The sequence below is a fragment of the Paraburkholderia sp. J94 genome (genome assembly GCF_905220285.1).
Classification (GTDB): domain Bacteria; phylum Pseudomonadota; class Gammaproteobacteria; order Burkholderiales; family Burkholderiaceae; genus Paraburkholderia; species Paraburkholderia tropica_A.
In genome coordinates this window covers 218,609-245,233 of record NZ_CAJMZH010000007.1, presented here as the reverse complement: position 1 = coordinate 245,233, position 26,625 = coordinate 218,609, and the positions used below count along the sequence as shown (strand labels likewise).

Below are 26,625 nucleotides of genomic sequence, written 5' to 3'. Positions count from 1 at the left end.
CCATGCATGTGTTCGACCCCTTAGCCCTGCCCAACGGTTCGTCGATACCGAACCGCATCGCCAAAGCCGCGATGGAAGAAAACATGGCCGACGCGCATCACGCGCCGTCGGCGCAACTGATGCGGCTCTATCGGGCGTGGGCTGAAGGCGGCGCGGGCCTCTTGATCACCGGCAACGTGATGGTCGACAGCCGCGCGATGACCGGACCCGGCGGCGTCGTGCTCGAAAACGATCAGCACCTCGAAGCATTTCGCGAGTGGGCGCGCGTCGGCCGTTCGCACGGCGCGCAATGCTGGCTGCAGATCAATCATCCGGGGCGCCAGATGCGCGCCAATCTCGGGCAGCCGACGTGGGCGCCATCGGCGGTGCCGCTCGCGTTGGGCACGATGTCGAAGCATTTCGCCACGCCTCAAGCGATGACGAACGAGGTCATCGACGACGTGATTCAGCGCTTCGCACGCACCGCGCAACTCGGCGAGCGCGCGGGCTTCACCGGCGTCGAGATTCATGCGGCGCACGGCTACTTGCTGAGCCAGTTTCTCTCGCCGCTGAGCAACCGGCGCACCGACCGGTGGGGCGGCTCGCTGGAGAATCGCGCGCGTCTGCTGCTGGAGATCGTGAGAGCGGTGCGCGCGGTCGTGTCGCCATCATTCGCCGTCGCCGTCAAACTGAATTCCGCCGATTTCCAGCGCGGCGGCTTCAGCGCCGACGACGCGCGCGGCGTCGTGCAATGGCTCAACGAACTTGGCGTCGATCTGGTCGAGCTGTCGGGCGGCAGCTACGAAGCGCCCGCCATGCAGGGCGACGCACGCGACGGCCGCACACTCGCGCGCGAAGCCTATTTCGTGGAGTTCGCGCGCGATATCCGCACGATTGCGACGATGCCCGTGATGGTCACGGGCGGCATCCGCCGCCGCGCGATTGCCGAACAGGTGGTCGCGAGCGGCGTCGATATGGTGGGGATCGGCACGGCGCTCGCGATCGATCCGAACCTGCCGCGCGACTGGCGCGCGGGCCACGACGCCGCGCCCGCGCTCGCGCCCATCACGTGGAAAAACAAGCCGCTCGCGTCGCTGGCCAATATGGCCGCCGTGAAATTCCAGTTGCAGCGGCTGAGCGCGGGAAAGCGGACCGATCCGAACGTCTCGCCGCTGCGTGCGCTGATCGTTCAGCAAGTCGCCGAAGCGGCGCGCACGCGCCGCTACCGACGCTGGATCGTTCAGCAGGCAAAGAGTTGATCAGCCCGCGATGCGGAACACGCCCACCGTCGAGCGCAGCCGTGCCGCCTGTTCGTCGAGCGCGGCTGCGGCGGCGGCCGCCTGCTCGACCAGCGCCGCGTTTTGCTGCGTGACCGTATCCATCTGCGAGACCGCCTGATTGACCTGCTCGATGCCGGTGCTCTGCTCGACCGACGCCGCCTCGATCTCGCCCATGATGTCGCTCACGCGCGTGATCGACTGCACGATTTCCTTCATGCGCTCGCCCGCCACGGCGACCTGGTCCGAGCCCGCATCCACGCGATCCACCGACGAGCCGATCAGCGCCTTGATGTCCTTCGCCGCCGCCGCGCTGCGTTGCGCGAGCGAACGCACCTCGCCTGCGACCACCGCGAAACCGCGCCCTTCTTCGCCCGCGCGCGCGGCCTCGACCGCCGCGTTGAGCGCCAGAATATTGGTCTGGAACGCGATGCCCTCGATCGTGCCGATGATCTCGCCGATGCGCTTCGACTCGCCCGCGATGCCCTGCATGGTCGCGATCACTTCGTCGACGGCGCTGCCGCCGCGCCCCGTCGCATCCGAGGCGAGCACCGCGAGCTGACGCGCCTGGCGCGCGTTCTCGGCATTCTGCTTGACCGTCGCCGTGAGCTGCTCCATGCTCGCCGCCGTTTCTTCGAGCGAGGCCGCCTGCTCCTCGGTGCGCTGCGAAAGATCGGCGTTGCCCTGCGCGATTTCCGACGAACCCGTGGCGATCGAATCGCTCGACTGCTGGATGCCCTGCACGAGATCGCGCAGCTTCACGCGCATTTCGTGCAACGCGTGCATCAGGCTCGTACGGTCGCCGGCGGCAAGCGCGATCGGCGTGGTCAGATTGCCTGCTGCGATCTGCGCGGCCAGCGCCGTCGCGTCGGCCGGTTCGCCGCCGAGCGCGCGGCGGATGCTGCGCGTCATGAGCCACGCCATCGTGCCGACCACTGCGAAAATCAGCACGGCGATGGCGATCATCGTGCGCGCGACGCGCCAGAACGCGGCGTTGATATCGTCGTAGAAAAAGCCCGTGCCGATCCACCATTGCCATGCGGGCACCGCCACCACGCCCTGCAATTTCGGTTCGAGCGGACTGTTCGCCGAGCGGTGGATCAGCACGTCGACGAGCGCCACGTGCTCACGTTGCAGCCCTTGCGCATAGGCCTGCGTGTCGGTGAGATCGCCCATCGTCGTGCGATTACCGCCCGTTTTCGTGCCGATCAGGCTCGGGTTCGGATGCACGAGGTTGATGCTGTCCGTCGTCGTGATCCAGAAATAGCTCTTGCTGTCCGCGTTCAATTCGCCGATGGCCGCCTTCGCCGCGGTCTGCGCGGCGTCGCGCGTGAGCTTGCCCTGTGCTTCCTGCTGCTGATAGTAGAGCGCCAGATGCTCGGCCTTGAGCAACAGGTTAGTGATCTCCTGCTGCCGGCTTTCGACGAGCGACTGCTTCAATTGCGACAAGGTGGTCGCAGCGATCAGGATGACACCGACAAGCGCGGTGCCCACGAGAAGGATCAGCTTGGTTGAGACTTTCATTTCGACTCGAAGAAGACGGGGAAAGACGCCGTGCGGGATGAACGTTTCCGCAAAATTAACCATTTGGTTAATGCATATCGGCACGGCGCCGCGCTTCTTGAGTCGGGTAATTGCGGAGGCCGCCGCGCGCCGCGTCGGACGGGCGGCGACGAGCAATTGGCGCGTGCGGCCTGAATGCGTGCTGCGACTTCAGGCATCGACGCAGCAAGGTGACAAACTACTTGTCTGTACAAGCCGGAATGAGCGTCACTTCGGCTCTCGTACCCGTCGGCTCGTACTTGTTCGCTTCCGTAGCAGGTTTATATACGTGGGCGACTACGCTGGCAGTTGCCGACCGCACCCCTAGTGTGTCGAGCACATCCTTTGCGTTTCTCGCACGGTCTTCCGCAATACGTTGTGGATATTGCTCGCGCGCATCGGCGAGACCGACAACGGAAATTCCTTCGAGTGTCGATCGAGCGTCGCCCATGTCTATGATCCAGTTCGCAAGCGCAAGCATTTCGGCGTTACTGATCGCGCTGGAATTGAATGCGAAATTGATGTCACGCGTTTCTCCTGGTTGGCTAGAGCACGCGAATGCAGGCGGCGCGCAAGCAATCAGGAATATAGAAGCGATTATTCGATTCAATTTAGTCACCCTCGACGATATAACCGGCGATGCTATCGGCGTTATTCAACGAAATATCGGAATGCACCTGCGCCCAATCCCGCAATGTATATGCGATCGTATATTTCGAGTCTTTCGTCGCCATCGTGTCGTGAAAATGGGTGACTTCATGAATGACGGTTGAAACGCGTGAATCTGAATCTGCAGACCAATGACGCATGCTGCAGAATCTCGGGCTGATGCTGATTGTATGCGTCGCAGTGTCTGGACCGCAGACGTGTGCCGCCTCTTGTTCTGCGCTGACAGGATTGGGCGTACAGCCCAGCATTTTGTCGTTGTCGTTGCTGGCGCGGACGAAATTACCAGGCGTCAGCGATCGAAGTACGGAAGCAACTCGCGGCAATCCGGCTAACAAAATCGCGCGCGCTGCATCGTCGTTTCGACCGAACCAGCGCTGGACACGGTTGCGCTCATTGCCCTCCCAGGTTTGCAGAGCCGCAATTCGACGTTCAACGAGTGGGACGGCACGCTTGAGAATGTCCCTGATAAGATCTCTGAATTCGCGATTCGTCATATTTTCACACATGGGTCGCGTGTTGATTACTACTTCGACAATCGAATCGGGATTCGTGTTGGTAACGGCGGAATCGTGAACGAGAAACCACTCTTCGTCTTCGCTTCGTCTGAATCCATATGAATTTTCTTTTGATAAATCATTCATACGCAATGCCTCCTGTGGAGAGTCCGCTTCCCGGCCCGGTCTCGTCCGGCGCCTGACTCTCCAAATTAACGGGGGGCTTTTGCGGGCAACATCAGACTCGTCTGAATTGGGGTTTGATCAATTCGCGGGGCGCTGACGTTCAACAAAGCGCTTAGACTGCGCATGACTTCGATTCGACGGATTCGCGGCTAAAGCCAGATCGATACAGTAAGGAGGCAGCGCCTTCTGAACTCACGAGACACCGTACGAGGCGCGACACGTACGCGCCTCGTACCCGACTGCCGTGCGTCGCGTTGCGCGACACGCAGTGTCTGTCCAAGCCGTGCCAAGGGACTCTCAGTTCTTCGCCTGCTCTGTCGCCGTCCCCGCCTGCACACTCTCCGCCGACCAGCCGCCGCCCAGCACCTTATACAGCGTGACCTGGTTCGACAGCTTCGCCAACTGATCGGTGACGAGCTGCTCCTGCGCCGTATACAGCGTGCGCTGCGCGGTCAGCACGGTCAGGAAGCTGTCGGTGCCGGTCTTGTAACGCGCCTGCGCGAGATCGTAGTAATCCTGTGCCGACTGCACGTAATCGCGATCCGCCGCCACCTGATCGACATACGTCGCGCGGCCCGCCAGCGCATTCGCCACTTCCTTGAACGCGGTCTGAATAGCCTTCTCGTAGTCGGCGATATCGATATCCTTCTCGATCTTCGCGACGTCGAGCGACGCCTTGTTGCTGCCGTAGTCGAAGATCGGCATCGTGATCGACGGCGCGAAACTCCACGCGCCCGTGCTCGCCTTGAACAGTTGCGACAGGCTCGTGCTCGCCGCGCCCGCCGATGCCGTCAACTCGATCTTCGGGAAGAACGCCGCGCGCGCCGCGCCGATATTCGCGTTCGCGCCCTTGAGCGTGTGCTCGGCCTCGATGATGTCGGGGCGGCGCGTGAGCAGGTCCGAGGGCGCGCCCGCGTCGACATCGGCGAACATCGCGTCGCTGTCGAGCAGCGTGGGGCCGCTGCTCAGATCGTCGGGCAGCGCGCAGCCGATTTCGGCGCTCAGCGTGTTGCGATCCTGCGCGACGGCGCGCGTGTACGACGCCATGCTCGCCCGCGCGCTCGCGAGCGAGGTCTGCGCCTCGCGCACGTCCTGCAACGACGCGCTGCCGATCTTCATCATGCTGACCGTGAGGTCGTAGGTGCTCTGGTCAGCGGCCACGGTGTCGGTCGCGACCTTGAGCAGCGCTTCGTCGGATTGCAGTTGCAGGAAGTCGGTCGCCACGTCGGCCACCAGCGAAAGCTGCGTGCTGGTGCGCGACGCATCGCTCGACAGATAGTTCTCCAGCGCCTGGCGCTTGAGACTGCGCAGACGGCCGAAGAAGTCGATTTCCCACGAGGTCGTGCCGACCGACGCGGTATTCGAGTGGCTGATCGCGCCGTCGCTGCGCGTGTTGGTGATCGAGCCGCCCGCGTCGATGGTCGGCGCGAGCGCGGCGCGCGTGATGCGGTACTGCGCCTCGTACTCGGCCACCTGAAGCGCGGCCACACGCAGATCGCGATTGTTGTCGAGCGCGAGCGCGATCAGCTTCTGCAGGCGCGGGTCCTTGAAGTAATCGCGCCAGCCGACATCGGCGGCGAAGGGCGCGGCAGGCGCGGTGGCAGCAGACGCCGCCGACGCCGCCGAAGCGCTCGTTTCATAAGCCGTTCCCGTCGGCCATGCGGAATCGACCGGCGCGGCGGGCCGCTGATAAGCGGGATCGAGAGAACACGCGCTCAGCGCAACGGCGCAGAGCACGGATAAAAGCTTCAATTTCATTCGGAATCCTTCGCAGACTGAGCCTTGCCGTCTGCATCGTCCTTGCGGACATCGCCGTGCTCCTTGAACAGCTTGCGCACGACGATAAAGAACACGGGCACGAAGAAGATCGCGAGCGCGGTGGCCGCGATCATGCCGCCGGCCACGCCGGTACCGATCGCGTGACGCGCGGCCGAGCCCGCGCCCGTGCTCACCACGAGCGGCAGCACGCCGAACACGAACGCCAGCGACGTCATGAGAATCGGACGCAAACGCTGATGTGCCGCTTCGAGCGTGGCCTCCACCAATCCGCGCCCTTGCGCCTGCAAATCCTTCGCGAACTCGACGATCAGAATCGCGTTCTTGGTCGCGAGACCGATGGTCGTCAGCAGGCCGACCTTGAAGTAGACGTCGTTCGAAAGGCCGCGCATATGCGCACCGAGCAGCGCGCCGAGCACGCCGATCGGCACCACGAGAATCACGGCAATCGGCACCGACCAGCTTTCATAAAGGCCCGCGAGACAGAGGAACACCACGATCAGCGAAATCGCATACAGGTAGGTCGCCTGCGAGCCCGCGAGCACTTCCTGATACGACTGGCCAGTCCACTCGATGCCGAAACCGGTCGGCAATTGCTTCGCGATGTTCTGGACGGCGGCCATGGCCTGGCCCGTGCTGACGCCGGGTGCCGGTTGCGCGCTCATTTCCATCGCGAGTTCGCGGTTGTAGCGCTCGATCTGCGGTGGGCCGAAGGTCCAGCGCGTTTTAGCGAACGCGGAGAACGGCACCATCTGGCTGTCGTAACCGGACGTGCTCGTAGTCGAAGTGGACGACGAACTCGACGACGAAGAAGAACTCGATGACGAAGAAGACGAAGACGAGGACGACGACGAAGAATCCGCCCGCACATACCACTGCCCCACGTCGTTCGGCATCATGCGATAAGGCGCGTCGGCCTGCACATAGACCTTCTGGATGCGGCCCGTATCGATGTAATTGTTCACGTACGACGAGCCGAACGCGGTGGACAGCGTCGAATCGACATCGGAAATCGACAACCCGAGCGCGCTCGCCTTTTCACGGTCGATATCGACGTAAAGCTGCGGCGTGTCTTCGAGACCGGCGGCGCGCGTCATCGACAGCGCCGGTTCCTTCGCGGCCAGCGCGATGAACTGATTGCGCGCCTTGAGCAGCTTGTCGTGGCCCTGGCCCGCGCGGTCCTCGATTTCGAAGTCGAGCCCGCTTTGCGTGCCGAGACCGTGAATCGCGGGCTCGTTCATCACGAAGACCTGCGCGTCGCGATTGCCTGCGAACGCGGCGTTCGCGCGATTGATCACCGCCTGCGCGCTGTCGTTCGAGCCGCGCACGCTCCAGTCCTTCAACTGCACGAATGCGAGCGCGTTGTTCTGCCCTTGCCCGTTGAAGCTGAAGCCGTTCACGGCCATCACGTGCGAGACCGCGCCCTGCTTGAGGAAATACTGTTCGACGGCTTCGACGGTCTTGACCGTCTTCGACGCGGGCGTACCGACCGGCGCCGAGATCGACACCATGATCGAGCCCTGGTCTTCTTCAGGCAGATACGAGGAAGGCAGCGTCACATACAGAATGCCCACGACGCCCGCGATCAGCGCGTAGCCCAGCATCCAGCGCGCCGGCTTCGCAACCACGCGCGCGAGCGTGTTGCTGTAGCGCGCATTGCTTTTCGTGAAGAAGCGGTTGAACGCGCCGAGCAGACCGCGCCGTTCGTGATGCTCGACGGCGGCCGGGCTCAGCAGGCTCGCGCACAGCGCGGGCGTGAGCGTCATCGCCAGCAGCACCGAGAGCACCATCGCCGAGACGATGGTGACCGAGAACTGCCGGTAGATCGCGCCAGTCGAGCCCGAGAAGAACGCCATCGGAATGAACACGGCCGTGAGCACCGTGGTCACGCCCACGAGCGCGCCGGTGATCTGGCCCATCGCCTTCTTCGTCGCGGCCTTCGCGTCGAGCTTTTCCTCGGCCATGATGCGCTCGACGTTCTCCACCACCACGATGGCGTCGTCGACGAGCAGGCCGATCGCCAGCACCATCGCGAACATCGACAGCACGTTGATCGAGAAGCCGATTGCCGACATCACGCCCAGCGTGCCCAGCAGCGCGACCGGCACGACGATAGTCGGAATCAGCGTCGCGCGCAGATTCTGCAGGAACAGATACATCACGAGGAACACGAGGATCACCGCTTCGAAGAGGGTCTTCATGACCTCCTCGATCGAGATCTTCACGAAGGGCGTGGAGTCGTACGGATACGCAATCGCCACGTCCTTCGGCAGTTGCGGCTGCAATTCCACGAGCTTCGCGCGCACGGCCTTCGCGACCGCCATCGCATTCGCGCCGGTCGAGAGCTTGACCGCCAGCGCCGAGGCCGGCTTGCCGTCGAGACGCGACGACGTATCGTACGAATCGCCGCCCACTTCCACGCGCGCGACGTCCTTCACGCGCACCTTCGAGCCGTCGCTGTTCACGCGCAGCAGGATGTCGCCGAACTGCTCGGGCGTGGTCAGCAGGCTCGACGAGGAGATCGTCGCGTTGATTGCCTGGGAGTCCGTAGCGGGCGCGCCGCCGAGTTCGCCGACGGAGAGCTGCACGTTCTGGTTGGTGACCGCGGTCGTCACGTCGGAAGCCGTGAGACCGAAGCTGCGCAGCTTGACCGGATCGAGCCAGATGCGCATGGCGTGCTGCGCGCCGAACAGCGTCACGTCGCCCACACCGTTGATCTGCGTGAGCGGGTCTTCGAGCTGCGTGGCGATCACGTTGCCGAGATCGATGGAATTGAGCGTGCCGCCCGGCGAGGACAGCGCAACGATCATCAGAAAGTCGCTCGACGCCTTCGCCACCTGCACGCCCTGCTCCTGCACCGTTTCGGGCAGCGAGGCGCTCGCCTGGGTCACCTTGTTCTGGACCTGCACCTGCGCGATGTCGGGATCGGTGCCGGGCTTGAAGGTCAGCGTGATGGTCGCCTGGCCCGCGCCGCTGCTCGTCGACGACATATAGAGCAGGTTATCGATGCCCGAAAGTTTCTGCTCGATGACCTGCGTGACGGTCTTCGCGACCGTGTCGGCGGATGCGCCCGGATAGGTCGCCGTGACCTGCACCGAAGGCGGCGCGATGGTCGGGTATTGCTCGATCGGCAGCGTGGTGGTCGCCGCGCCGCCAATCAGCATGATGACGATTGCGATGACCCACGCGAGGATCGGGCGCTGGATAAAGAAACCTGCCATGCGCCCTCCTTACGATGCCTTCGCGGCCGGCGACGACGCGGCGGCATTCGCCGCCGAACCTGCCGATGCCGCCGACGATGCAGCCGATACAGCCGATGCCGCCGATGCCGAAGCCGAATCCGCGGCCACATGCACCGCCGCGCCCGCCTGCACCTTCTGCAAGCCGTCGACGATCACGCGGTCGCCCGCCTTCAGTCCGCTCGTGACGACCCACTGATCGCCGTAAGCGCTGTCGGCCTGCACCGAAACCTGTTTCGCGTGGCCCGTCGCATCGACGACATAGACGCTCGCCGCGCCGTCCGACGCGCGCGTGACGGCCAGTTGCGGCACCAGCAGCGCGCTCGCGCTTTCGCCTTCGTCGAGCTGCGCGCGCACGAACATGCCCGGCAGCAATTCGCCTTCGGGATTCGGGAAGATCGTGCGCAGCGTGACCGAACCGGTGGTGGCATCGACGGTGATGCCCGAGAACTGCAGCACGCCCGTGTGCGTGTAAGGCGTGCCGTCCTCCATCACGAGCTGCACGGCCGCGCCGTTGCCCGCGCGCTTCATGCGGCCCGACGCGAACGCCTTGCGCAGACGCAGCCAGTCGGCGCTCGAACGCGTCACGTCGAGATACATCTCGTCGTAGGCGTGAATCGTCGCGAGCGCCGTGGTCTGGTCGGACGTCACAAGCGCGCCCTCGGTCACCGACGACGAGCCGATGCGCCCGGAAATAGGCGCGGTAATCCGCGTATAGCCGAGGTTGATGCGCGCCGATTCGAGCGAGGCGCGGTCCGCGATCACGTCGGCCTCGTCCTCGCGCACGGCGGCGATGGCGTCGTCGTTGTCCTGCGCGCTCACGGCGTTGATCTTCACGAGCTGCGCGTAGCGGTCGGCCTTGGTTTTCGCCGACGCCAGCGTGGCCTCGGCCTTCGCGAGCGTGCCGCGCGCCTGATCGTAGGTCGCCTGATAGGTCGCGGGGTCGATCTGATAGAGCACCTGACCGGCCTTCACGTCCGAACCTTCGACGAACAGACGTTTCTGCACGATGCCGCCGATCTGCGGGCGCACGTCGGACACTTTCAGCGAGGACAGACGCCCGGACAGTTCCGCCGTCATCACGATGCGTTGCGGCGCGAGCGTGCGCACGCCGACATCGACAGCTTGCGCGGCGGGCATGTCGGCCCCGTGGCGCTGACAACCGGCGATCGCCAGCACGGACGCGCAAACGAGCGCGGCGGCGAGCCAGCGCGGCGTGTGCGCGGCTCCACGGCTTGTAGGTTTGAGTTGCGGCATAGATCCCATCGAATACGTTGATGCTCCAGACCGGGCGAGGCGCGGAGCAATGCGGCGAGGAAAGAATCAGTAAGGATCGAACAAGGGGAAATGAAGGCTTTGAACGGCAGCCCGGTGCCCGCTCATCCCGTTCCAACCCTGAATTCCAGACTCGCGCTGCAATTCCGAATAACTAAACTGAACGGTATGGTTTATAATTGAACCCATGATCGCTGTCAATCCGATTACAGGCTTGCGCCGTCACGCAGATGTTTCAAATCGTCACCGTCACGGCGCGACGATGCAGACGAGCGCGGGAAGGTGCGAGTCAGAGGGATCGGGACCGGAGTCCGCATGAGAAAGAAAACGGAAGAAAAGCGCCAATCCATTATCGACGCTGCCCTGGCCGTGTTTCGGGAGGTCGGCTTCGAGCAGGCTTCGATGACGCAAATCGCCACGCGATCGGGCGCGTCGAAGGCCACGCTCTATAGCTATTTCGAGTCGAAAGAGGCGTTATTTGCTGAAACAATGACGAGCCGCGCAGGCTCCGAAATCCGCCAGGCGTTCGACCGCCTGACGCTCGACGTGCCGCTGCGCGAGTCGCTGACCGCGTTCGGTCTGCATTATCTGAACGCGGTGCTGCAACCCTCGTTTCTGTTCACGCGCCGCCTCTGCGTGCAAGAGGTCGATCGCTCGAACGTCGGGCGCGTGCTCTACGAAACGGGTCCGCAGCAGGGTCTGATGCATGTGCGCGACTTCCTCGCGAGCGCCATCGAGGCGCGCACGATGCGCCCGTGCGAGCCGGAAGTCGCCGCGCGCCATCTGCTCGCGCTGATCGAAGCCGAACTGGTCGAACTCGCCCTGCTCGGCTACGAGGTGAAGACGTCGCGCGCGAAACTCACGCCGGTGGTGAACCGCGCCGTGGACGTGTTTATGGCTGCTTATGCGGCGGGCGCGTCATCGGCGAGATGATGCGCCCGCGACGTGTGCGGTTTATGTAGCGACACCGTTAGAACACGTGCTGAATGCCCGCGTAGACGCCCGTCTGCGACGCGCCCGCGATCGGATTGCCGCTCGCCGCGCCCGTGCCCGCCGCGTTGGCGTTGAGCGAGAAGTTCGCACTGCTGCTGTTGCGCACGCTGGCCACCTGGAAGTCGAGCAGCGTGCGCGTCGAGAGGTTGTACGAGCCGCCCACGGTATAGATTGTCGCGTTGCCGCCGCCCTTGTTCGCGTTGACGTGATAGACCGCCGCGATCAACGCGGCAGCGGGCGAGATGCGCCACGTCACGCCGCCCCATTCGTGATCGAGCGTCGTGGGCGCGACGCCCGCCGTCGCGCTGCCGCCCGAGGTGCGGATCGCCTGATACGCGCCCTGAATCTTGAACGGCCCGAGAAACACATTGAGCGCGGCCGTGTATTCGCGCGAGGCCGTGAACGGATCGTCGAATTGACCATTGGCCGGATCGCGGATTTCGTCGTAAATGCCGCGCAACTGGAATAACGCCGACGTATAGGTGATTTGCGCGCCCGCCTCGCGGCCTTGCGCCGTCGTGCCATTGCCGTTCCAGTTCGTGGCATTCGACAGCGCGTATTGCCCGTAAAAATCGAAGCCCGCGTATTTCGGCGACTGATACGAAATCGTATTGCTCGACGAGGGCCAATTTCTGCCGCGCACGAGCGACCCCGACGCCCACGCCGATTGCCCGAACGGATCGAAATCCCACACGCCGTTGGCAATAAAGAACTGACGGCCGAATAACACCGTGCCGTAACGCTCGCTGCCCAAACCGACGAACGCGAGGCGATTGAACAATTGCCCGTCACCAGGGCCCGCGCCGTTCGTGACATTCAGCGCACCTTCGAGCTGAAACAGCGCCTTCAGCCCGCCGCCCAGATCCTCCACGCCCTTGAGCCCCCACATGCTCGCGCTGAAGTCGCCGTTCTCGGCGCGCCAGCGCGACGCGCTGCCGTTACTCGTCGGCACGCCGCTCATATATTCGATGCCGGTATCGAGCCGGCCATACAAGGTCACACTGCTTTGCGCATGCGCGGCGCTTGCCGCCAGCAGCGTCGTCAGCGACGCCGTCAACCAAATCGTGCGATTCAAATCCAGGACTCCTGTCGATCAGTTTCGTGGGATGAAGCCGAAAAGCCGACAGGATTGTTCAGTGAAAAACGACAATCGGCAAAGCAGCAAATCTCCGAATCAAATGAACGCGGCACTGCTTCGCAATGCAATTTACCGAAGCCCCGGTTAACGCCGATTATTTGCTTGCGATAGCAACGTTCTCGCGCGCATGAACATGAATAGCGCTGCGTTTTCAGGCTTTTTATCTGCTTTCTGCGCAGTGCGATGCCGCTTCTGTTACGAAGAATTTTTTCGCTCGACGCACGCCACGCGTTATCACAAACGCGCCACGCGAGCCAAGCGCCGATATCTCTTTAGCTTTTCAGAAATTGGCGGTTTTGAATTAATCGTTCGCTGAACATAATGGTTGATCCAGCCGGCAATCCCGCTTCGATGCCGGCGCTTCCACCGTTCAACCTGCCGCTTCCGGCGCTGCCCTGGAGATATCGACATGCAAACAGATCTTTCCGTCGCGGCAACCGCCGTCCGGCCTGCTTCATTGGCGCACTGATCATGCATTCGCTCATGGCACTCATCGATTACGCGCTGCTCGGGCTCAGCACCGGCGGCGCGTATGCGCTCGTCGCGCTCGGACTCGTGGCCGTGTATCGCGGCACCGGCGTGGTCAACTTCGCGCAAGGCGGCATCGGCATGGCCTCCGCCTACGCGTTCTGGAAATTGCATGCGCACGCGGGCGTGCCGCTGTGGCCCGCGATCGGCCTCGGCATCGCGGCGGGCGTGACGGTCAGCATCGCGTTCTACGCCTTCGTGGGGCGGCGTCTCGTGGGCGCGTCGACCACCACCAAGACGCTCGTCACGCTCGGCCTGCTGTTGATGCTCGAAGCGGCCGTGCGCATCGTCTGGACCAATCAGCAGGAGCGCGTGGACAGCTTCCTCGTCTCGGGCGGCACCACGCTGTTCGGCGCGCACGTGCAGTATCTCGCGCTCGTGCTGCTCGGCGCGGCGGTCGCGCTCACCGTGCTGCTCACGCTGCTGTTCGAGCGCACGCGCTTCGGCCACGCCACGACCGCGCTGCAGGACAGTCCGCTCGGCGCGCAGGCGCTCGGCTATTCGCCGCATCCGTGGGGCGCGGCCGCGTGGGGCATCAGCGGGCTGCTCGCGGCGCTCGCGGGCATCCTGCTTTCGCCGATCACCGCGCTCAGCCCGAACTCGCTGAGCAGCCTCGTGATTCCCGCGCTGGGTGCGGCGCTGATCGCGGGCTTCCGGCGCTTCGGCGTGGCGCTCGCAGTGGCCGTCGCGGCGGGCGTGGCGGAATCGCTCGCGATCGGTCTGTCGATCGAGCCAGGGCTCGGCAAGTCGATTCCCTATCTCGTCACGCTCGTCGCGCTGGTGATCAGCGGACGCAATCTGCCGGGACGCGGCACCTTCGACACGCCGCGCCTCTTTCGCGTCGGCAGCGGCCGCGTGAGTCCGTTCGGTCTCGCGCTCGGCGCGGCGACGCTCGCGGCGCTCGTCTACGCGCTGCCCGATTACTGGTCCGACACGCTCGCGCTCACCGCGATCTTCGCGCTGATCGGGCTCGCGGTCGTGGTCTCCACCGGTTACGCGGGCCAGGTGAGCCTGCTGCCGCTCGGCCTCGCGGGCGCCTCGGTGCTGTTCGCGGGCTGGCTCGGGCAGCATGGCGCGCCGTTCGGCGCGACGCTCGCGGGCACGGCGCTCGCGGCGGGCGCGGCCGGCTTCGCCATCGGCTTGCCGAGCGCGCGCCTACGCGGCATCGGCCTGACGATCGCGACGCTCGCCATCGCGGCCATCCTCGAAACCTGGGTCTTTACGTCCGACCGCTTCGTCAACGGGGTGCAGGGCTGGCGCATCGGCGACATCTCGCTGTTCGGCGTCTCGTTCGACAACGCGCTCGACCCGCGCCGCTTCGCATTGCTCGCGTGGGGCGTGACGGCTCTGGCCGCGCTCGCCGTGGCCGCGCTGCGGCGCAGCCGCGCGGGCCGCCGCATTCTCGCGATGCGCTCGAACGAACGCGCCGCCGCCGCGTGCGGCGTGGCCGTGCCGCACGCGAAGATCGCGGCCTTCGTGCTCTCGGCCGCGCTCGCCGGACTCGCGGGCGCGCTGCTCGCCGCGCAGAGCGGCACGGTCGGCGGCCAGCGTTTCGGCGAAGGCTACGCATGGGCCGATTCGCTCGCGGTGCTCAGCATGGCCGTGCTCTCCGGCGCGGGCTATCTGTTCGGCGGCGTGCTCGCGGGCGTATTCGCGCCGGGCGGCGCGCTCGCGCAACTGCTCTCGTTCGGCGGCACGATCAACGACTGGGTCGCGCTCGTGCTCGCGCTCAATCTCGTGTTCGTGCTGATCAGCGAACCGGACGGCGTGGTCGCGCAAATCCTGCGCGGCGTGGCGCATCTGCCCGACGCGTGGCGCAAGCCGATTCGCGCACTCGTGCAGTGGCCGCGCGTCCAGCACGCGCAGCCCACACTCGATACGCACGCGTTGCGCGACAGCCTGAGCCGCGCGCCCGCCGATGCCGACGCCCACACCGTCGCGCTCGAAGTCGAGGACTTGCGCGTGGCCTACGGAGACACCGTGGTGGTCGACGGCGTGAGCCTGCGCATCGCCCCCGGCGAAGTGCTGGGCGTGCTCGGCGCGAACGGCGCGGGCAAGAGCAGTCTCGTCGATGCGCTGACCGGTTTCGTTCCGGCGCGCGCGGGCCGCGTGCGCGTGCAAGGCGTCGACGTCACGGCGCTCGCGCCGCAGCAGCGCGTGGCGCACGGCCTCACGCGCACGTTCCAGGACCATCTGCTGTTCGACGACCTCTCGGTGCGCGAGAACCTCGAAACCGCCGCCGAGCCGAAAGACGCCTGGGCGTGGTTCGCCGCGCCGTTCGGCCTCGCGCCGCGTCGTTCGCTACAGACCGTCCATGCAGCCGCTCAGGTCGCGGGCGTCGTCCATCATCTCGACGCTGCCGCCGACACGCTCTCGCTCGGCTGGCAGGCGCGCGTGACGCTGGCCCGCGCGCTCGCGGCGCGTCCCCGCGTGCTCTGCCTCGACGAGCCCGCCGCCGCGCTGAGCCCCGAGGCGCGCCAGCATGCGATCGGCGTGATCCGGCGCGCGGCGCGCGAACTCGATGTGGCGATCCTGCTGGTCGAGCACAACATCGACGTCGTGCTCGCCACCTGCGACGCCGCCATCGTCATGGACGCGGGACGCGTGATCGCGCGCGGCACGCCCGCCGAGGTGCTGCGTCTGCCCGCCGTGCGGCGCGCGTATCTGGGCGATCCGCTCGATGCGGACGAGATCGCTGAAATCGAAATCCATCAGGATATCGAAGCAAATACGCACGACCCCATCCGCAAAGGAGCCCTCGCATGAGCACGCCCGTTCTGAGTCTGCGCGGTCTGCGCGCGGGCTATGGCCGCCGCCAGATCCTGCGCGACGTCACGCTCGATGTCCATGCGGGCGAGATCGTCGCGCTGCTCGGCCGCAACGGCGCGGGCAAGTCCACCACGCTGCTTGCCGTCGCGGGCTTCCTGCCGCAAGTCGAAGGCGAGATCCTGCTCGACGGCCAGCCGCTCGCGGGCGCGCCGCACACGCGCGCGCGTCGTGGCACCGGCCTCGTCATCAAGGGGCGCAGCCTGTTCGCCTCGCTCACGGTCGCGGAGAACATGCGGCTCGCCGATCTCGCGCCCGACGCGCTGCTCGATATCTTCCCCGAACTCGAAGCGCGCCTGCACGTGCGCGCCGGGCAGTTGAGCGGCGGCGAGCAGCAGATGGTGGCCGTGGCGCGCGCACTGCTGCGCCGTCCGCGCGTGGTGCTGCTCGATGAACTGACGTTCGGCCTCAGTCCCGCGATGGCGCGTCGACTCGTCGACGCCGTGGTCGAACGCGCACGCCAGGACGGCACCGCCGTGCTCGCCGTCGAACAGCACATCCATATCGCCGAACGCATGGCGACGCACGCGGCCATCGTGGCCGAGGGCGTCGTGAAGCTGCATTTGCGCCGCGACGAACTGCTCGCGCGCGCCGAGGAAATCGAAGGGATCTATCTCGGTCACGCCGTCGATGTCTGAACGCTTCGCGCATCGACACTCCGCTCAACACGTTCAACTCTCACCGCTTCCGCCAGCATGAAATCACGCTTTCCGCGCCCTCGTGCGCTCGCCCTTTCTCTGAGCCTCGGCCTCGCCGCCGCATTCGGCGCGGCCGTCGATACGGCCCAGGCCGCCGATCAGCCGCCCGTGCTGGTCGGCTTCATCATCGCGCAGAGCGGCTCGCCGTTCGCCGTCACCGATCCGGGCCGCGTCGCGCAGATCGCCGCGCGCGCCGTCAACGATCAGGGCGGCATCAACGGCCGCAAGCTCGTGGTCGAGATCTGCGATACCAAGGGCCAGCCCGCCGCGAGCCTCGCGTGCGCACGCCGACTCGCCGACGAAGGCGCGATCACGCTGATCGGCGGCAGCAGCGCGAACGGCGTCGACAAGATCCTGCGCGCGAAGAAAATGGCCGCGTGGTTCCCGATGGGCAGCGACCCGTCCGACGTGCGCAATCCGCTTTCGTTCATCACCGCGCTCAACGCGGCGGGCGCGGCGCAAGGCACGTATCTGGGCGCGAAACGCTTCGGCGCGAAGCGCGCGGTCTATGTGTCGATGCTCGGCAACAAGACCTATCAGCAGACGGCGCGCTTCGGCTACGCGCAGGCGGGCGTGAGCGACGTGCAGATCGTCGAGGTGCCGCCCGCGACCACCGACTTCGCGCCATACATCGCGAAGATCAAGGCGCTCAAGCCCGACGTCTGGGGCGGCATGCTCTACCCGCCCGAGCAGCAGACGCTGCTGGTCGAAGCCGCCGCGCAGCAGGGCCTGACGATTCCGTTCGTGAGCAGCAACAACGTGATCGAGGACGCCACCATCGCCGCGCTCAGCAAGGCGCCGTTTCCGAATTCGCTCGCGCTCGAAAAAGGCGAGGACGCGAAGCGCTTTCCCACGTGGGCCGAATACGAGCGCCAGCTCGCGAAATACGACCCGCATCACGACGTGAAAGGCCCGACCGACGGCTCGACCACGACCGACTGGCTCGCCGTGTGGACCTTCGCGCAGATCGCGCGCAAGCTGCCGAACGTGACCGTGGACAGCTTCCGCGACTACGTCACGAACGACAAGCAGTTCACCACCGACGTGCTGCATCCAATCGACTTCACGGCCGTTGCGCCGGTCGAAGGCATGCCGCGCCAGGAAAACATCTGGGCTTATGCGGGCCACGTGCAGGACGGCCATGAAGTCGTCGACGATGCGGTGCCGTACAGCGCGTGGCAGAAAACGCCGGTGCAGCCCTGGAGCAAACAACAGATCGCGGAGGCCACCGGAAAATGAGCGAATACTCGCATTTGAACGGCGCGCGCCGTCCGCTGATTTACAACGCGTTCGCGCACATCACGCCCAATCATCATAGCCATGGGTTCTGGCGTCATCCGCAAGGTCAGCATCAGCTCGATTTCCACAAGCTCGGACCGTGGATCGAACTCGCGAAAACGGCCGAGCGCGGCTGCTTCGACGTGGTGTTTCTCGCCGATGTCGCGGGCCTCTACGAAACCTCGAACGGTCAATGGCAGCAGGCCGCGCGCACCGGCATGCAGTTTCCCTCGCACGATCCGGCCGCGCTCGTTTCCGCGCTCGCGGCGGCCACACGCGATATCGGCTTCGCGGTCACCAGTTCGGTGATCCAGGAGCATCCGTTCAGCTTCGCGCGCAAGCTCTCGACGCTCGATCATCTGAGCGAGGGACGCGTGGCCTGGAACATCGTCACGTCCTATCTCGACAACACCGCGCGCAACTACGGCTTCGACAAATTGCCGCCGCACGACGAGCGCTACGTCTGGGGCGAGGAATACGCGGAAGTGGTCTACAAGCTTTGGGAAGCGAGCTGGGAAGACGGCGCGTGGGTCGCCGACGCCGCGCGCGACACGCTCGTCGATCCCGCGCGACTGCATGCGATCGATCACGTGGGCGCGCGTTATCGCGTGGCCGGTCCGCATCTCGTGCGGACCTCGCCGCAGCGCACGCCGGTGCTGTTCCAGGCGGGTTCGTCCGAAGCGGGCCGCGACTTCGCCGCGCGCCATGCGGAAGTCACGTTCCTGCCCTCGCGCACGCCCGAAAGCGCCGCCAACGATCTCGCCGATCTGCGCCGCCGCGCCGTGGCCGCCGGCCGTCACGCCGACGATATCCGCGCGATCGTCATGCTCTCGCCCGTGATCGGCAGCACTGAAGCCGAAGCGAAAGCACGCCGCGCCGAGATTCTCGACTCGTTCAGCCTCGACGCGCTCGCGGTGTTCTGGAGCGGCAGCATCGGCGTCGATCTGACCACCATCGACCCGGCCACGCCGCTCACCGAACTGCGCGAGCAGAACGGCACGCGCGGCAGCGTGCGCGCGTTCATCGACGCCGCGCCGCAAGGCGTGGTCACGTTCGGCGACGCCTTGCGCAAGACCATTTCCGCGCAGTTCGCGGGCACGCCCGAGCAGATCGCCGACGAAATCGAACGCTGGGCCGCCGCGGGCGTCGCGGGCTTCAACGTCGTGCCCGTGACCACGCTCGGCTGGTGGAGCGAGTTCGTCGATCACGTCGTGCCCGTGCTGCAAAAGCGCGGCCTGATGCAGCGCGAGTACGCGCCCGGCACGCTGCGCGAGAAGCTGTTCCGCGACGGGCCGCATCTGCCCGACCGCCATCCGGCGCGTCGTCTGCGGCCTTGGGCGGAGCACGGCGCCGCATCGCTTTCCGCCTCGCTTGCCTGACCCACGCGTCCAACCCATCAAGGAGTCTATCGACATGAGCCAAGACCGCACCGCGCCGCTGCCGCCCGGCATCGTCACCGGCCCCGCCTGGGGCGAGCCGCTTCCCGAACGCTATGCGGAGATCGCCACAACGTTCCGCCCGCTGTTCGCGCGCATCCGCGAGCAAGCCGCCGCGCGCGAAACCGAACGCACGCTGCCCTTCGAGGCGATCGAGTGGCTGCGCGAGACGCGCCTCACCGCCGCGCGCGTGCCGCGCGAGCATGGCGGGCTCGGCCTGAGCCTGCCGGAATTCTTCGAACTGCTGATCGAATTGTCGGAAGCGGAATCGAATCTCACTCAGGCGCTGCGCGCGCATTTCGGCTTCGTCGAACACATTCTCGCGAGCGAGCCGGAACGCCAGACGCGATGGTTCGAACGTCTGGCAAACGGGGCGATTGCGGGCGCAGCGTGGTCCGAGACCGGCGAGGCGAAGCAGGCGCAGTTCTCGACGCGCGTCACGCGCACGCCCGAGGGCTGGCGTCTGAACGGCACGAAGTTCTACACGACCGGCTCGCTGTTCGCGGACTGGATTCATATCGGCGCGAGCGATGAAAACGGCACGGCGATTTCGCTGACGATCGACCGGCGCGCGCCCGGCGTCGAGGTGATCGACGACTGGGACGGCATGGGCCAGCGCCTCACGGCGAGCGGCACGAGCCGCTTCACCGACGTGCCCGTGGAAGCACGCGAGATCGTCGCCGAACGCGCGCCCTTCGCGTATTCCGAGGGCTTTTATCAGCTCGTGCATCTGGCGACGCTCGCGGGCATCAACCGCGCGGCGGCCAACGAAGCGGCGGCGCTGGTCGCGGCGCGCACGCGCAGCTACAGCCACGCGCCGGCCGCGCGTCCCGCCGACGACGCCCAGGTGTTGCAGGTGATCGGCCGCATCCGCGCGCATGCGTGGACCGCGAGCGCGGCGGTCGCGCAGGCGGCGCGCGCGCTCGAACGCGCCGAGCGCGCGGTGGGCCAGGCGCACGAAACCGCCGCGATTGCCGAGGCCGAAATCGAAATCTGGCAGGCCCAGACCGTAGTCTCGCAACTCGTGCTGGACGCGACCGCGAACGTGTTCGACGCGCTCGGCGCGTCCGCCACGCTGCGCCCGCAGGCGCTCGACCGTCACTGGCGCAACGCGCGCACCATCACTTCGCACAATCCGCGCATCTACAAGGACCGCATCGTGGGCGAGTTCGCGGTGAAGGGCACGCTGCCCGCGGGGCAATGGCGGATCGGCATCGCGTAGCGGCACGCTGCGCAAACGTGGCGACGTGGGGCGATCCACGTCGCCGCTCATCGGCGTTCATCGACGTCGATCGGCGCGGGCGATCAGAACCGCGTGCGCAGCCCCACGGTCGCGACCACCTGCGTCGCGGTCGAGGACGCCCCGCCCGCCGTATCGATGAACGCCACGTAACGATGTCCCGCAACGTGCTGATAGATCCCTTCGAAGTACACGTCGGTGCGCTTCGAGAACGAATAGACGAGTTGCGCGTCGGCCTGCTGCCATTTCGGATCGCTGCCGTAGGTGCTGCTGTCCGACACGTGACCATCCGTGTAGACGTAAGCGAGGCCGAGCTTCAGATGGTTCGCGAGCGGATATTGGCCGTTGAGTTCGTAGTTGTCGAAGCGGACGTCGCCGCCCGCCGAGCCGAACGCCGTGCTGCCTTCGAACTGGCTGTGCGAATAGACGAAGGCCAGCGACGCGCCGCCCGCCGCGTAACGGATCGCGCCCGCCGCCACGCGCTGCACGGCCGCCGACAACGTGAAGCCGCCCACACCGTTCGCCGCCGATTCGCTGACGTCGACCGCGCCCGTGCTCGTGCTGCCCGCGCGATCGATCTGCAAGTAGCCCGCACCCACGCTCAACGGACCGTGCGTATAGCGCGCGCCCGCGCTCCACGCGCGATTCTCGCTGAAGTCGGTGTCGTTGGAAAACGCGTAGAGACCGCCGAATTGCAGGCCCGCGAAATTCGGGCTCGCGTATTTGACGGCGTTGCTGAAGCGCAGCGTGTCGGCGAGGTTGTCGTTGTCGAACGGATGCGCGAAGCTCGTCTTGCCGAACGATCCCGCTTCGGCCGAGAGCGGCGCGACGTAATCGACGACCGAATCGTATTGACGGCCCACGGCGGCAAAGCCATAACGCTCGCTCGCGAGACCGGCCCACGCTTCGCGGCCGAACAGGCGATTGTCCTGGCCGAGCTTGCCGTTCTGCACGTTGAAGCCGTTTTCGAGCACGAACAATGCGGTGACGCCGTCGCCGAGCGATTCGCGTCCGCGAATACCGAAGCGGCTGCCGTTGATGTTGCCGCTGGTGGCCTGGAACAGTGCGCCGCTATGGCCGGACTTGCTCACGTTGTTGGTGTACATGAGACCGGCGTCGATCATGCCGTACAACGTGACCGAGTTCTGTGCGAAGGCGTGCGATGAGAGCAGCGCGGCGGTCAATGCGCCGAGCCATGTTTTAGTTTTCAAGCGGAACCCCTAAAGCGTGTATCAAGCCTTGCGGTGTGCAAGGTCTGATCGATGCTAGGGAGGGGCTATCGCTTTTCTAACGCATCATTTAATCGAAGCTCTTTGCGCGCTTTTTGAATTGCATTTCACGCTGGAGGGAATGCGTTTTTCGTGCGTGGAGCGCGAGATGGCCGATGCGAAAAACGCGTTTTGCGTCAGGCGTTTCCACACGATGCGCGACGTTGAACAATGCGCCTGAAATGCGCGCATGAAACCCGGCTCACGCGCACTATTCAGCTTTTCTAAAGTGAGTTTTCCGCTTTTTATGTGGCGCGATGACGACGACTCCGCCATCGCTCAACATCTTCAGGCGCTCGCTTCCACCGCCACGCCGCCTACGCTGAGAAACGCGTCGTCGGGACAAAATACATAGCCGTCGCGATAACGCGTCTGAATATATTGGCGGCCGCACGGCGACAAGCCCAGCAATTTACGCAGACGAAACACGATCACATCGAGACTGCGCGCGTGCAATTGCGAATTGCGGTCGAGCTGGCTCAGAATGCGCTCGCGCGAAAGCGGACGCATGCGGTTCGCGGCGAACACCGTGAGCACCGCGAGCGCGAGCGGCGGCGCGGGAATACGCGAGCCGTTCTTGAACAGCTGATTGTCGATGGCGTCGAGTTCGAAACCGTCGAATTCGTAGCGCGCCTTTTTCGGCGGCGCATCGGGCAGGTCGATCTTGCAGCGCAGCGCGTGGCGCATGCGCGCAAGCAGTTCGCGCGGATCGAACGGATCGACGAGGTAATCGTTGGCGCCCAGTTCGAAGGCCAGCACCTTGTCGGCCACATCGCCGCTTTCGCTCACGATGATCACGGGCACCGAATGTCCGCATTCGCGCAGGCTGCGCAGCGCGGCGATGCCGTTGACGTCGCGCGTGTCGTGGCGCATCAGGATCAGCGAGGGCATCTCGCGCGCGAGGCGCTGCTCCAGCCCCTTGGTGCCGTACAGCACCGACATGGTGATCTGCTGGCGTTGCAGATAGCCGCGCAGGTTGTCGCGGTAAGCCTCATCGGGCTCCACTACCAGCACATGAATGTCCATCGATCCGTCCCCCACTAGGTCAAGCTGAAAGCCACTGAAGCATCACGCGCTGGGACCCAGCAGCCGCGATTCGACGGGGTGGATCATACGGAACAAAAGTGCAGGAAAAAGATGGGAAATCTGGAGAAAATGTGAATTCGCACCGGCAATGCGGTCCTGACCGTACGCTTCGTGGAAAATAGCGGCTATTAAACCGAATACACCGATTAGATCTCACACCGCCATTCCACCGGATAACCGTCGGCTTTGCCGATCCGTCCCCGTTGGGCCACTCATGAAAGCCAGTATCACTTCCAAACTCTTTCTCGCGATTCTTTCGGCCTGCGTGCTGGTCGCGGTGGCCATGGGCGTCGCGGTCCGCACGAGTTTCGAATTCGGTTTCATCGACTTCCTTCAGGAGCAGAGCGCCGCCGACCAGGCCTCGCTCGTGAACGAACTGCAATCCGGTTATGCCGAGCACGGCAACTGGGATTTCGCGAGCGAGAAGTACGCGCACCAGCGGCCATTCGACGACGGGCCGCCGCCCGGCGAGCCGCCCGGCCAGGGTGGACCCGGCGGTCCCGGCGGCCCGGGCGGTCCGGGTGATCAGAATGGCTCGCATGCGCCCGACGGCCCGCCGCCCGGCGGCTTTCGGGGCGACGGCGGCAAGAACGCGCCGCCCGGCGGCCCGGATTTCGACGACCACATGCGCCCGCACCGCCCGCCGTTCGTGCTCTACGACCAGCACATGAAGGCGATCGTGAGCGAAGGCCCGCCGCCGCCGCCCGACGCCGACCGCCAGGCGCTCAAAGTCAACGGACAAACCGTCGGCTGGCTCGCCGTGGCGAGCCCGATCTCGCTCATCAACCAGGCCGAGAAGCGCTTCAAGAACCGCCAGCTTCAGGCGACGTGGATCATCGTGGGCTTCACGGCGCTGCTGTCCGCGGCCGTCTCGATCGTGCTCGCGCGCACGCTGCTCACGCCGGTCAAGCGCATCGTCACGGCCACGCACCGGCTCGCGGGCGGCGACTACGCGACGCGCGTGCCCGCCAAGGGCAGCGACGAATTGCAGATGCTCGCCAACGACTTCAACCGGCTCGCGGCCTCGCTCGAAAAAGCCGAGGGCAACCGGCGCGACTTCATCGCCGACGTCTCGCACGAATTGCGCACGCCGCTCTCGGTGCTGCGCGGCGAACTCGAAGCGATCGAGGACGGCGTGCGCCGCCCCGACGCGGCCACCATCGCCTCGCTGCAAGCCGAAGTCGCCATGCTCAGCCAGTTGATCGACGACCTCTACGAACTCTCGCTCGCCGACATCGGCCAGCTTTCGTTCGAGACCGTGCCGCTCGATCTCGTGCCGATCGTGGAGGCCTCGTGCGACGCGTTCCGCGAACGCCTCGCGGCCAAGCAGATCGCGCTCGAATTCGTTCCCGGTCCCGGCCACGCCACGCTCTCGGGCGACCCGTACCGCCTCACGCAACTCTGGAAAAACCTGCTGGAAAACGCGCTGCGTTATACGAATGCCGGCGGCCGCGTGGTTGTCGCGATCCACGCCGACGACCAGCACGTGAGCGTCGACTTCCAGGATTCGTTCCCGCCCGTGCCCGCCCCGCTGCTGCCGCATCTGTTCGACCGCTTCTTCCGCGTCGACCCTTCGCGCAGCCGGCAAAGCGGCGGCGCGGGCCTCGGTCTCGCGCTCTGCAAACGCATCGTCGAAACCCACGGCGGAACCATCGAGGCGTCGCGCTCGCCGATCGGCGGCCTGCGCGTCCTCGTCCAACTTCCTCGCCTGTACACACAATGATTGAACCGACTACACGGCCTTCCGTCCTGATCGTCGAAGACGAACCGAAGCTCGCGGCGCTGCTCGCCGACTATCTGGCCAAGGAAGATTTCGCGACCCACGTCCTCGCGGATGGCCGCGCCGTCGTGCCCTGGGTGCGCGAGCATGCGCCCTCGATGGTGCTGCTCGACCTGATGCTGCCGGGCCGCAGCGGCCTCGAAGTGTGCCGCGAATTGCGCACGTTCTCGCCGGTGCCGGTGATGATCATCACGGCGCGCGTCGATGAAATCGATCGTCTGCTGGGCCTCGAACTGGGCGCCGACGATTACGTCTGCAAGCCGTTCAGCCCGCGCGAAGTGGTGGCGCGCGTGAAGGCGATCCTGCGCCGCGCCGAGTTGTTCGCGCGCGCGCAGCAGGAAGATGCGGGCGAGATGCCGTCGCCGTTTTCGATCGACGTGACGCACCACGCGGCGCGCCTCGACGGCAAGGACCTGCATCTCACGCCGATCGAATTCCGTCTGCTCGCGCTGCTGCACGCGGGCGCGGGCCGCATCTACGCGCGCGATTATCTGCTGCGCGCGCTCTACGACGATCATCGCGTGGTCGCCGACCGCACGATCGACTCGCATGTGAAGAATCTGCGCCGCAAGATCCAGGGCATCCGTCCCGATCAGGACATGGTGCGCTCGATCTACGGCGTGGGGTATCGGCTCGAACTGGTGCCGGTGAACGATTGATGTTTGCCTGATGTGCGCTTGATGGATGATTGATGCATCCGCATCAATCAAACGCATCACATCGATGACGCCTCGCTTTTCGCCATGCGCGCGAACGCGGACAGCACGCGCGCACACGTCAGCGACTCGCGCCAGAAGCGCTCCTTGAGGCGCCCCGTCGGCACCCATTGCCACGGCAGCACGATATGCGCATTGCCCCACGCGGGACGCCAGCGCTGCGCGACCGCGCGGCGGCGGAACAGGCTCAGCGTGGGAATGCCGAGGTTGGCCGCGAGATGCCCCATGCCCGAATCGTTGCCGATAAACCAGCCGCTCTCGTAGACCCACGCCGCCAGGTCGTTCAGATTCGCGAAGGTATGGACCGCGAAGCGGCCGAGCAGCGGCTCGCTCCAGCGATTCAATTCGTCGGGCGACATCACGAAGGCGACGTCGTAACCCTGGCGTTCGAGACGGCGCGCGAGGCGCAGGAAACGGCGCGGCAGCCAGCGCTTGTCGAGCGTGCTCGCCTCGGGATGAATCACCACGCGGCGCACGTGGCCGCGATGCTGCAAGCCGGGCAGCGGCACGATGCCGTTGTGCGTGCCGACGTCGTGCACGCCGAATTCGCGTTCGCAGAACTCGGCGAAACGCTGCAACATCGGACGGTTCAGCGGGTCTTCCGTGAGCGCCTCGACATAGCGCACGCGCGGGTGCAGCGCGTCGACATTGGGTACCGGCTGATGCGCGTGCATCTGCAACACCACGTCCCATGCTTCGAGCACGCCGGGCAATTGTCTGGCATCGGGCAGCGGGCGGATGTCGACATCGGGAAACCAGTCGCGCAGCGAATGCGCGGCGCGTCCGAACACCGCGACCTCGATGCCGTGCCGTTGCAGATTGCGCACGATCACCATCAGCAACAGCGTGTCGCCGAGCGCGTGCGAGGCGAGCACGGCCACGCGGCGGGGGGTTTGCGGCAAGGCGTTCATGCGAGAGTCGCCGAGCGCGGGAGAAGGGATCACGGCCGCGTGAGAGGCCGGCTGCAAAACTCGCATCGCAATTCCAGTCGGAGCGGCCCCGTCGGCGGCTGACTGACCGCCGAAACCCGCCCCGCAGAGTTAGAAGAACGGGCGCGAGCTTAGCTCGACGAAATCTTCCATCGGTTACATGAAAGTTACAGCGGATGACACTGAAAGGAACCGCTCGTCGCGCGGCCCGGCGCACCGCGGGACGGATGCGACGGCGCGCGATCCGCGATTTGCCATTCGCGAACCGTACA

General features: G+C 65.5%; 21 protein-coding genes. 9 read left to right on the top strand and 12 right to left on the bottom strand.

The window, feature by feature from the left end; translation table 11 throughout:
- Positions 1-2: 2 nt before the first annotated feature.
- Positions 3-1,238 carry an NADH:flavin oxidoreductase/NADH oxidase family protein gene (locus U4Y88_RS17010; RefSeq protein WP_321785215.1) on the top strand — a complete coding sequence of 412 codons (1,236 nt, stop codon included), beginning with the start codon at positions 3-5 and terminating at the stop codon, positions 1,236-1,238.
- Here the strand turns inward: U4Y88_RS17010 and U4Y88_RS17005 are convergent, their stop codons facing one another.
- The 6 genes from U4Y88_RS17005 to U4Y88_RS16980 form a co-directional block, all read right to left on the bottom strand.
- Positions 1,239-2,780: a methyl-accepting chemotaxis protein gene (locus U4Y88_RS17005; RefSeq protein WP_224008723.1), complete on the bottom strand. Its 1,542-nt coding sequence runs from the start codon at positions 2,778-2,780 to the stop codon at positions 1,239-1,241.
- Between the two features lie 217 nt (positions 2,781-2,997).
- The gene (locus tag U4Y88_RS17000) at positions 2,998-3,408 is read right to left on the bottom strand and encodes a hypothetical protein (RefSeq protein WP_321785213.1); all 411 of its coding nucleotides are present in this window, start codon (positions 3,406-3,408) and stop codon (positions 2,998-3,000) included.
- Position 3,409: 1 nt separating this feature from the next.
- A complete protein-coding gene (locus U4Y88_RS16995) occupies positions 3,410-4,108 on the bottom strand; it encodes a M35 family metallo-endopeptidase (protein WP_321785211.1) in 699 nt (232 codons plus the stop codon).
- Between the two features lie 336 nt (positions 4,109-4,444).
- Positions 4,445-5,905: an efflux transporter outer membrane subunit gene (locus U4Y88_RS16990; protein ID WP_321785209.1), complete on the bottom strand. Its 1,461-nt coding sequence runs from the start codon at positions 5,903-5,905 to the stop codon at positions 4,445-4,447.
- Positions 5,902-9,144, bottom strand: a complete 3,243-nt coding sequence (locus U4Y88_RS16985) for an efflux RND transporter permease subunit (protein ID WP_321785207.1) — start codon at positions 9,142-9,144, stop codon at positions 5,902-5,904. The genes U4Y88_RS16990 and U4Y88_RS16985 overlap by 4 nt, the downstream gene beginning before the upstream one ends.
- A 9-nt stretch (positions 9,145-9,153) precedes the next feature.
- Positions 9,154-10,419: an efflux RND transporter periplasmic adaptor subunit gene (locus U4Y88_RS16980; protein WP_321785206.1), complete on the bottom strand. Its 1,266-nt coding sequence runs from the start codon at positions 10,417-10,419 to the stop codon at positions 9,154-9,156.
- Between the two features lie 333 nt (positions 10,420-10,752).
- Between U4Y88_RS16980 and U4Y88_RS16975 the strand changes: the two genes are divergently transcribed.
- The gene (locus U4Y88_RS16975) at positions 10,753-11,370 is read left to right on the top strand and encodes a TetR/AcrR family transcriptional regulator (protein ID WP_321785204.1); all 618 of its coding nucleotides are present in this window, start codon (positions 10,753-10,755) and stop codon (positions 11,368-11,370) included.
- A 37-nt stretch (positions 11,371-11,407) separates the two neighbouring features.
- On the opposite strand, the gene U4Y88_RS16970 is transcribed toward U4Y88_RS16975, so the two are convergent.
- Positions 11,408-12,505, bottom strand: coding sequence for a porin (locus U4Y88_RS16970; protein WP_321785202.1), 1,098 nt, complete (start codon positions 12,503-12,505; stop codon positions 11,408-11,410).
- 335 nt (positions 12,506-12,840) lie between these two features.
- A complete protein-coding gene (locus U4Y88_RS16965) occupies positions 12,841-13,053 on the bottom strand; it encodes a hypothetical protein (RefSeq protein WP_321785200.1) in 213 nt (70 codons plus the stop codon).
- Between U4Y88_RS16965 and U4Y88_RS16960 the strand changes: the two genes are divergently transcribed.
- The 5 genes from U4Y88_RS16960 to U4Y88_RS16940 are packed head-to-tail and all read left to right on the top strand — an operon-like array spanning position 13,052 to position 20,556.
- Entirely contained in the window at positions 13,052-15,862 is a 2,811-nt protein-coding gene (locus U4Y88_RS16960) for an ABC transporter permease subunit (RefSeq protein ID WP_321785198.1), read from the top strand. The genes U4Y88_RS16965 and U4Y88_RS16960 overlap by 2 nt on opposite strands.
- Positions 15,859-16,560 (top strand): ABC transporter ATP-binding protein, encoded by a 702-nt coding sequence (locus U4Y88_RS16955; RefSeq protein ID WP_224008736.1) that lies wholly within the window; start codon positions 15,859-15,861, stop codon positions 16,558-16,560. Before U4Y88_RS16960 ends, U4Y88_RS16955 begins: the two co-directional genes overlap by 4 nt.
- A 57-nt stretch (positions 16,561-16,617) precedes the next feature.
- Positions 16,618-17,859, top strand: coding sequence for an ABC transporter substrate-binding protein (locus U4Y88_RS16950; protein WP_321785196.1), 1,242 nt, complete (start codon positions 16,618-16,620; stop codon positions 17,857-17,859).
- Positions 17,856-19,277, top strand: a complete 1,422-nt coding sequence (locus U4Y88_RS16945) for an NtaA/DmoA family FMN-dependent monooxygenase (RefSeq protein WP_321785194.1) — start codon at positions 17,856-17,858, stop codon at positions 19,275-19,277. Before U4Y88_RS16950 ends, U4Y88_RS16945 begins: the two co-directional genes overlap by 4 nt.
- A gap of 34 nt (positions 19,278-19,311) precedes the next feature.
- A complete protein-coding gene (locus U4Y88_RS16940; RefSeq protein WP_321785192.1) occupies positions 19,312-20,556 on the top strand; it encodes an acyl-CoA dehydrogenase family protein in 1,245 nt (414 codons plus the stop codon).
- 83 nt (positions 20,557-20,639) lie between these two features.
- On the opposite strand, the gene U4Y88_RS16935 is transcribed toward U4Y88_RS16940, so the two are convergent.
- The 3 genes from U4Y88_RS16935 to U4Y88_RS16925 form a co-directional block, all read right to left on the bottom strand.
- Positions 20,640-21,785, bottom strand: coding sequence for a porin (locus U4Y88_RS16935; RefSeq protein ID WP_321785190.1), 1,146 nt, complete (start codon positions 21,783-21,785; stop codon positions 20,640-20,642).
- Positions 21,786-21,869: 84 nt separating this feature from the next.
- The gene (locus tag U4Y88_RS16930) at positions 21,870-22,118 is read right to left on the bottom strand and encodes a hypothetical protein (RefSeq protein WP_321785188.1); all 249 of its coding nucleotides are present in this window, start codon (positions 22,116-22,118) and stop codon (positions 21,870-21,872) included.
- A 12-nt stretch (positions 22,119-22,130) separates the two neighbouring features.
- Positions 22,131-22,868 (bottom strand): response regulator, encoded by a 738-nt coding sequence (locus U4Y88_RS16925; RefSeq protein ID WP_224008746.1) that lies wholly within the window; start codon positions 22,866-22,868, stop codon positions 22,131-22,133.
- Between the two features lie 274 nt (positions 22,869-23,142).
- Here U4Y88_RS16925 and U4Y88_RS16920 point away from each other — a divergent pair, with 274 nt between their 5' ends.
- A complete protein-coding gene (locus tag U4Y88_RS16920) occupies positions 23,143-24,651 on the top strand; it encodes an ATP-binding protein (RefSeq protein WP_310631647.1) in 1,509 nt (502 codons plus the stop codon).
- Positions 24,648-25,367 (top strand): response regulator, encoded by a 720-nt coding sequence (locus U4Y88_RS16915; protein WP_321785186.1) that lies wholly within the window; start codon positions 24,648-24,650, stop codon positions 25,365-25,367. Before U4Y88_RS16920 ends, U4Y88_RS16915 begins: the two co-directional genes overlap by 4 nt.
- A gap of 56 nt (positions 25,368-25,423) precedes the next feature.
- On the opposite strand, the gene U4Y88_RS16910 is transcribed toward U4Y88_RS16915, so the two are convergent.
- Complete coding sequence (locus U4Y88_RS16910; protein ID WP_224008752.1) at positions 25,424-26,335, bottom strand: glycosyltransferase family 9 protein; 912 nt, start codon at positions 26,333-26,335, stop codon at positions 25,424-25,426.
- Positions 26,336-26,625: the final 290 nt, after the last annotated feature.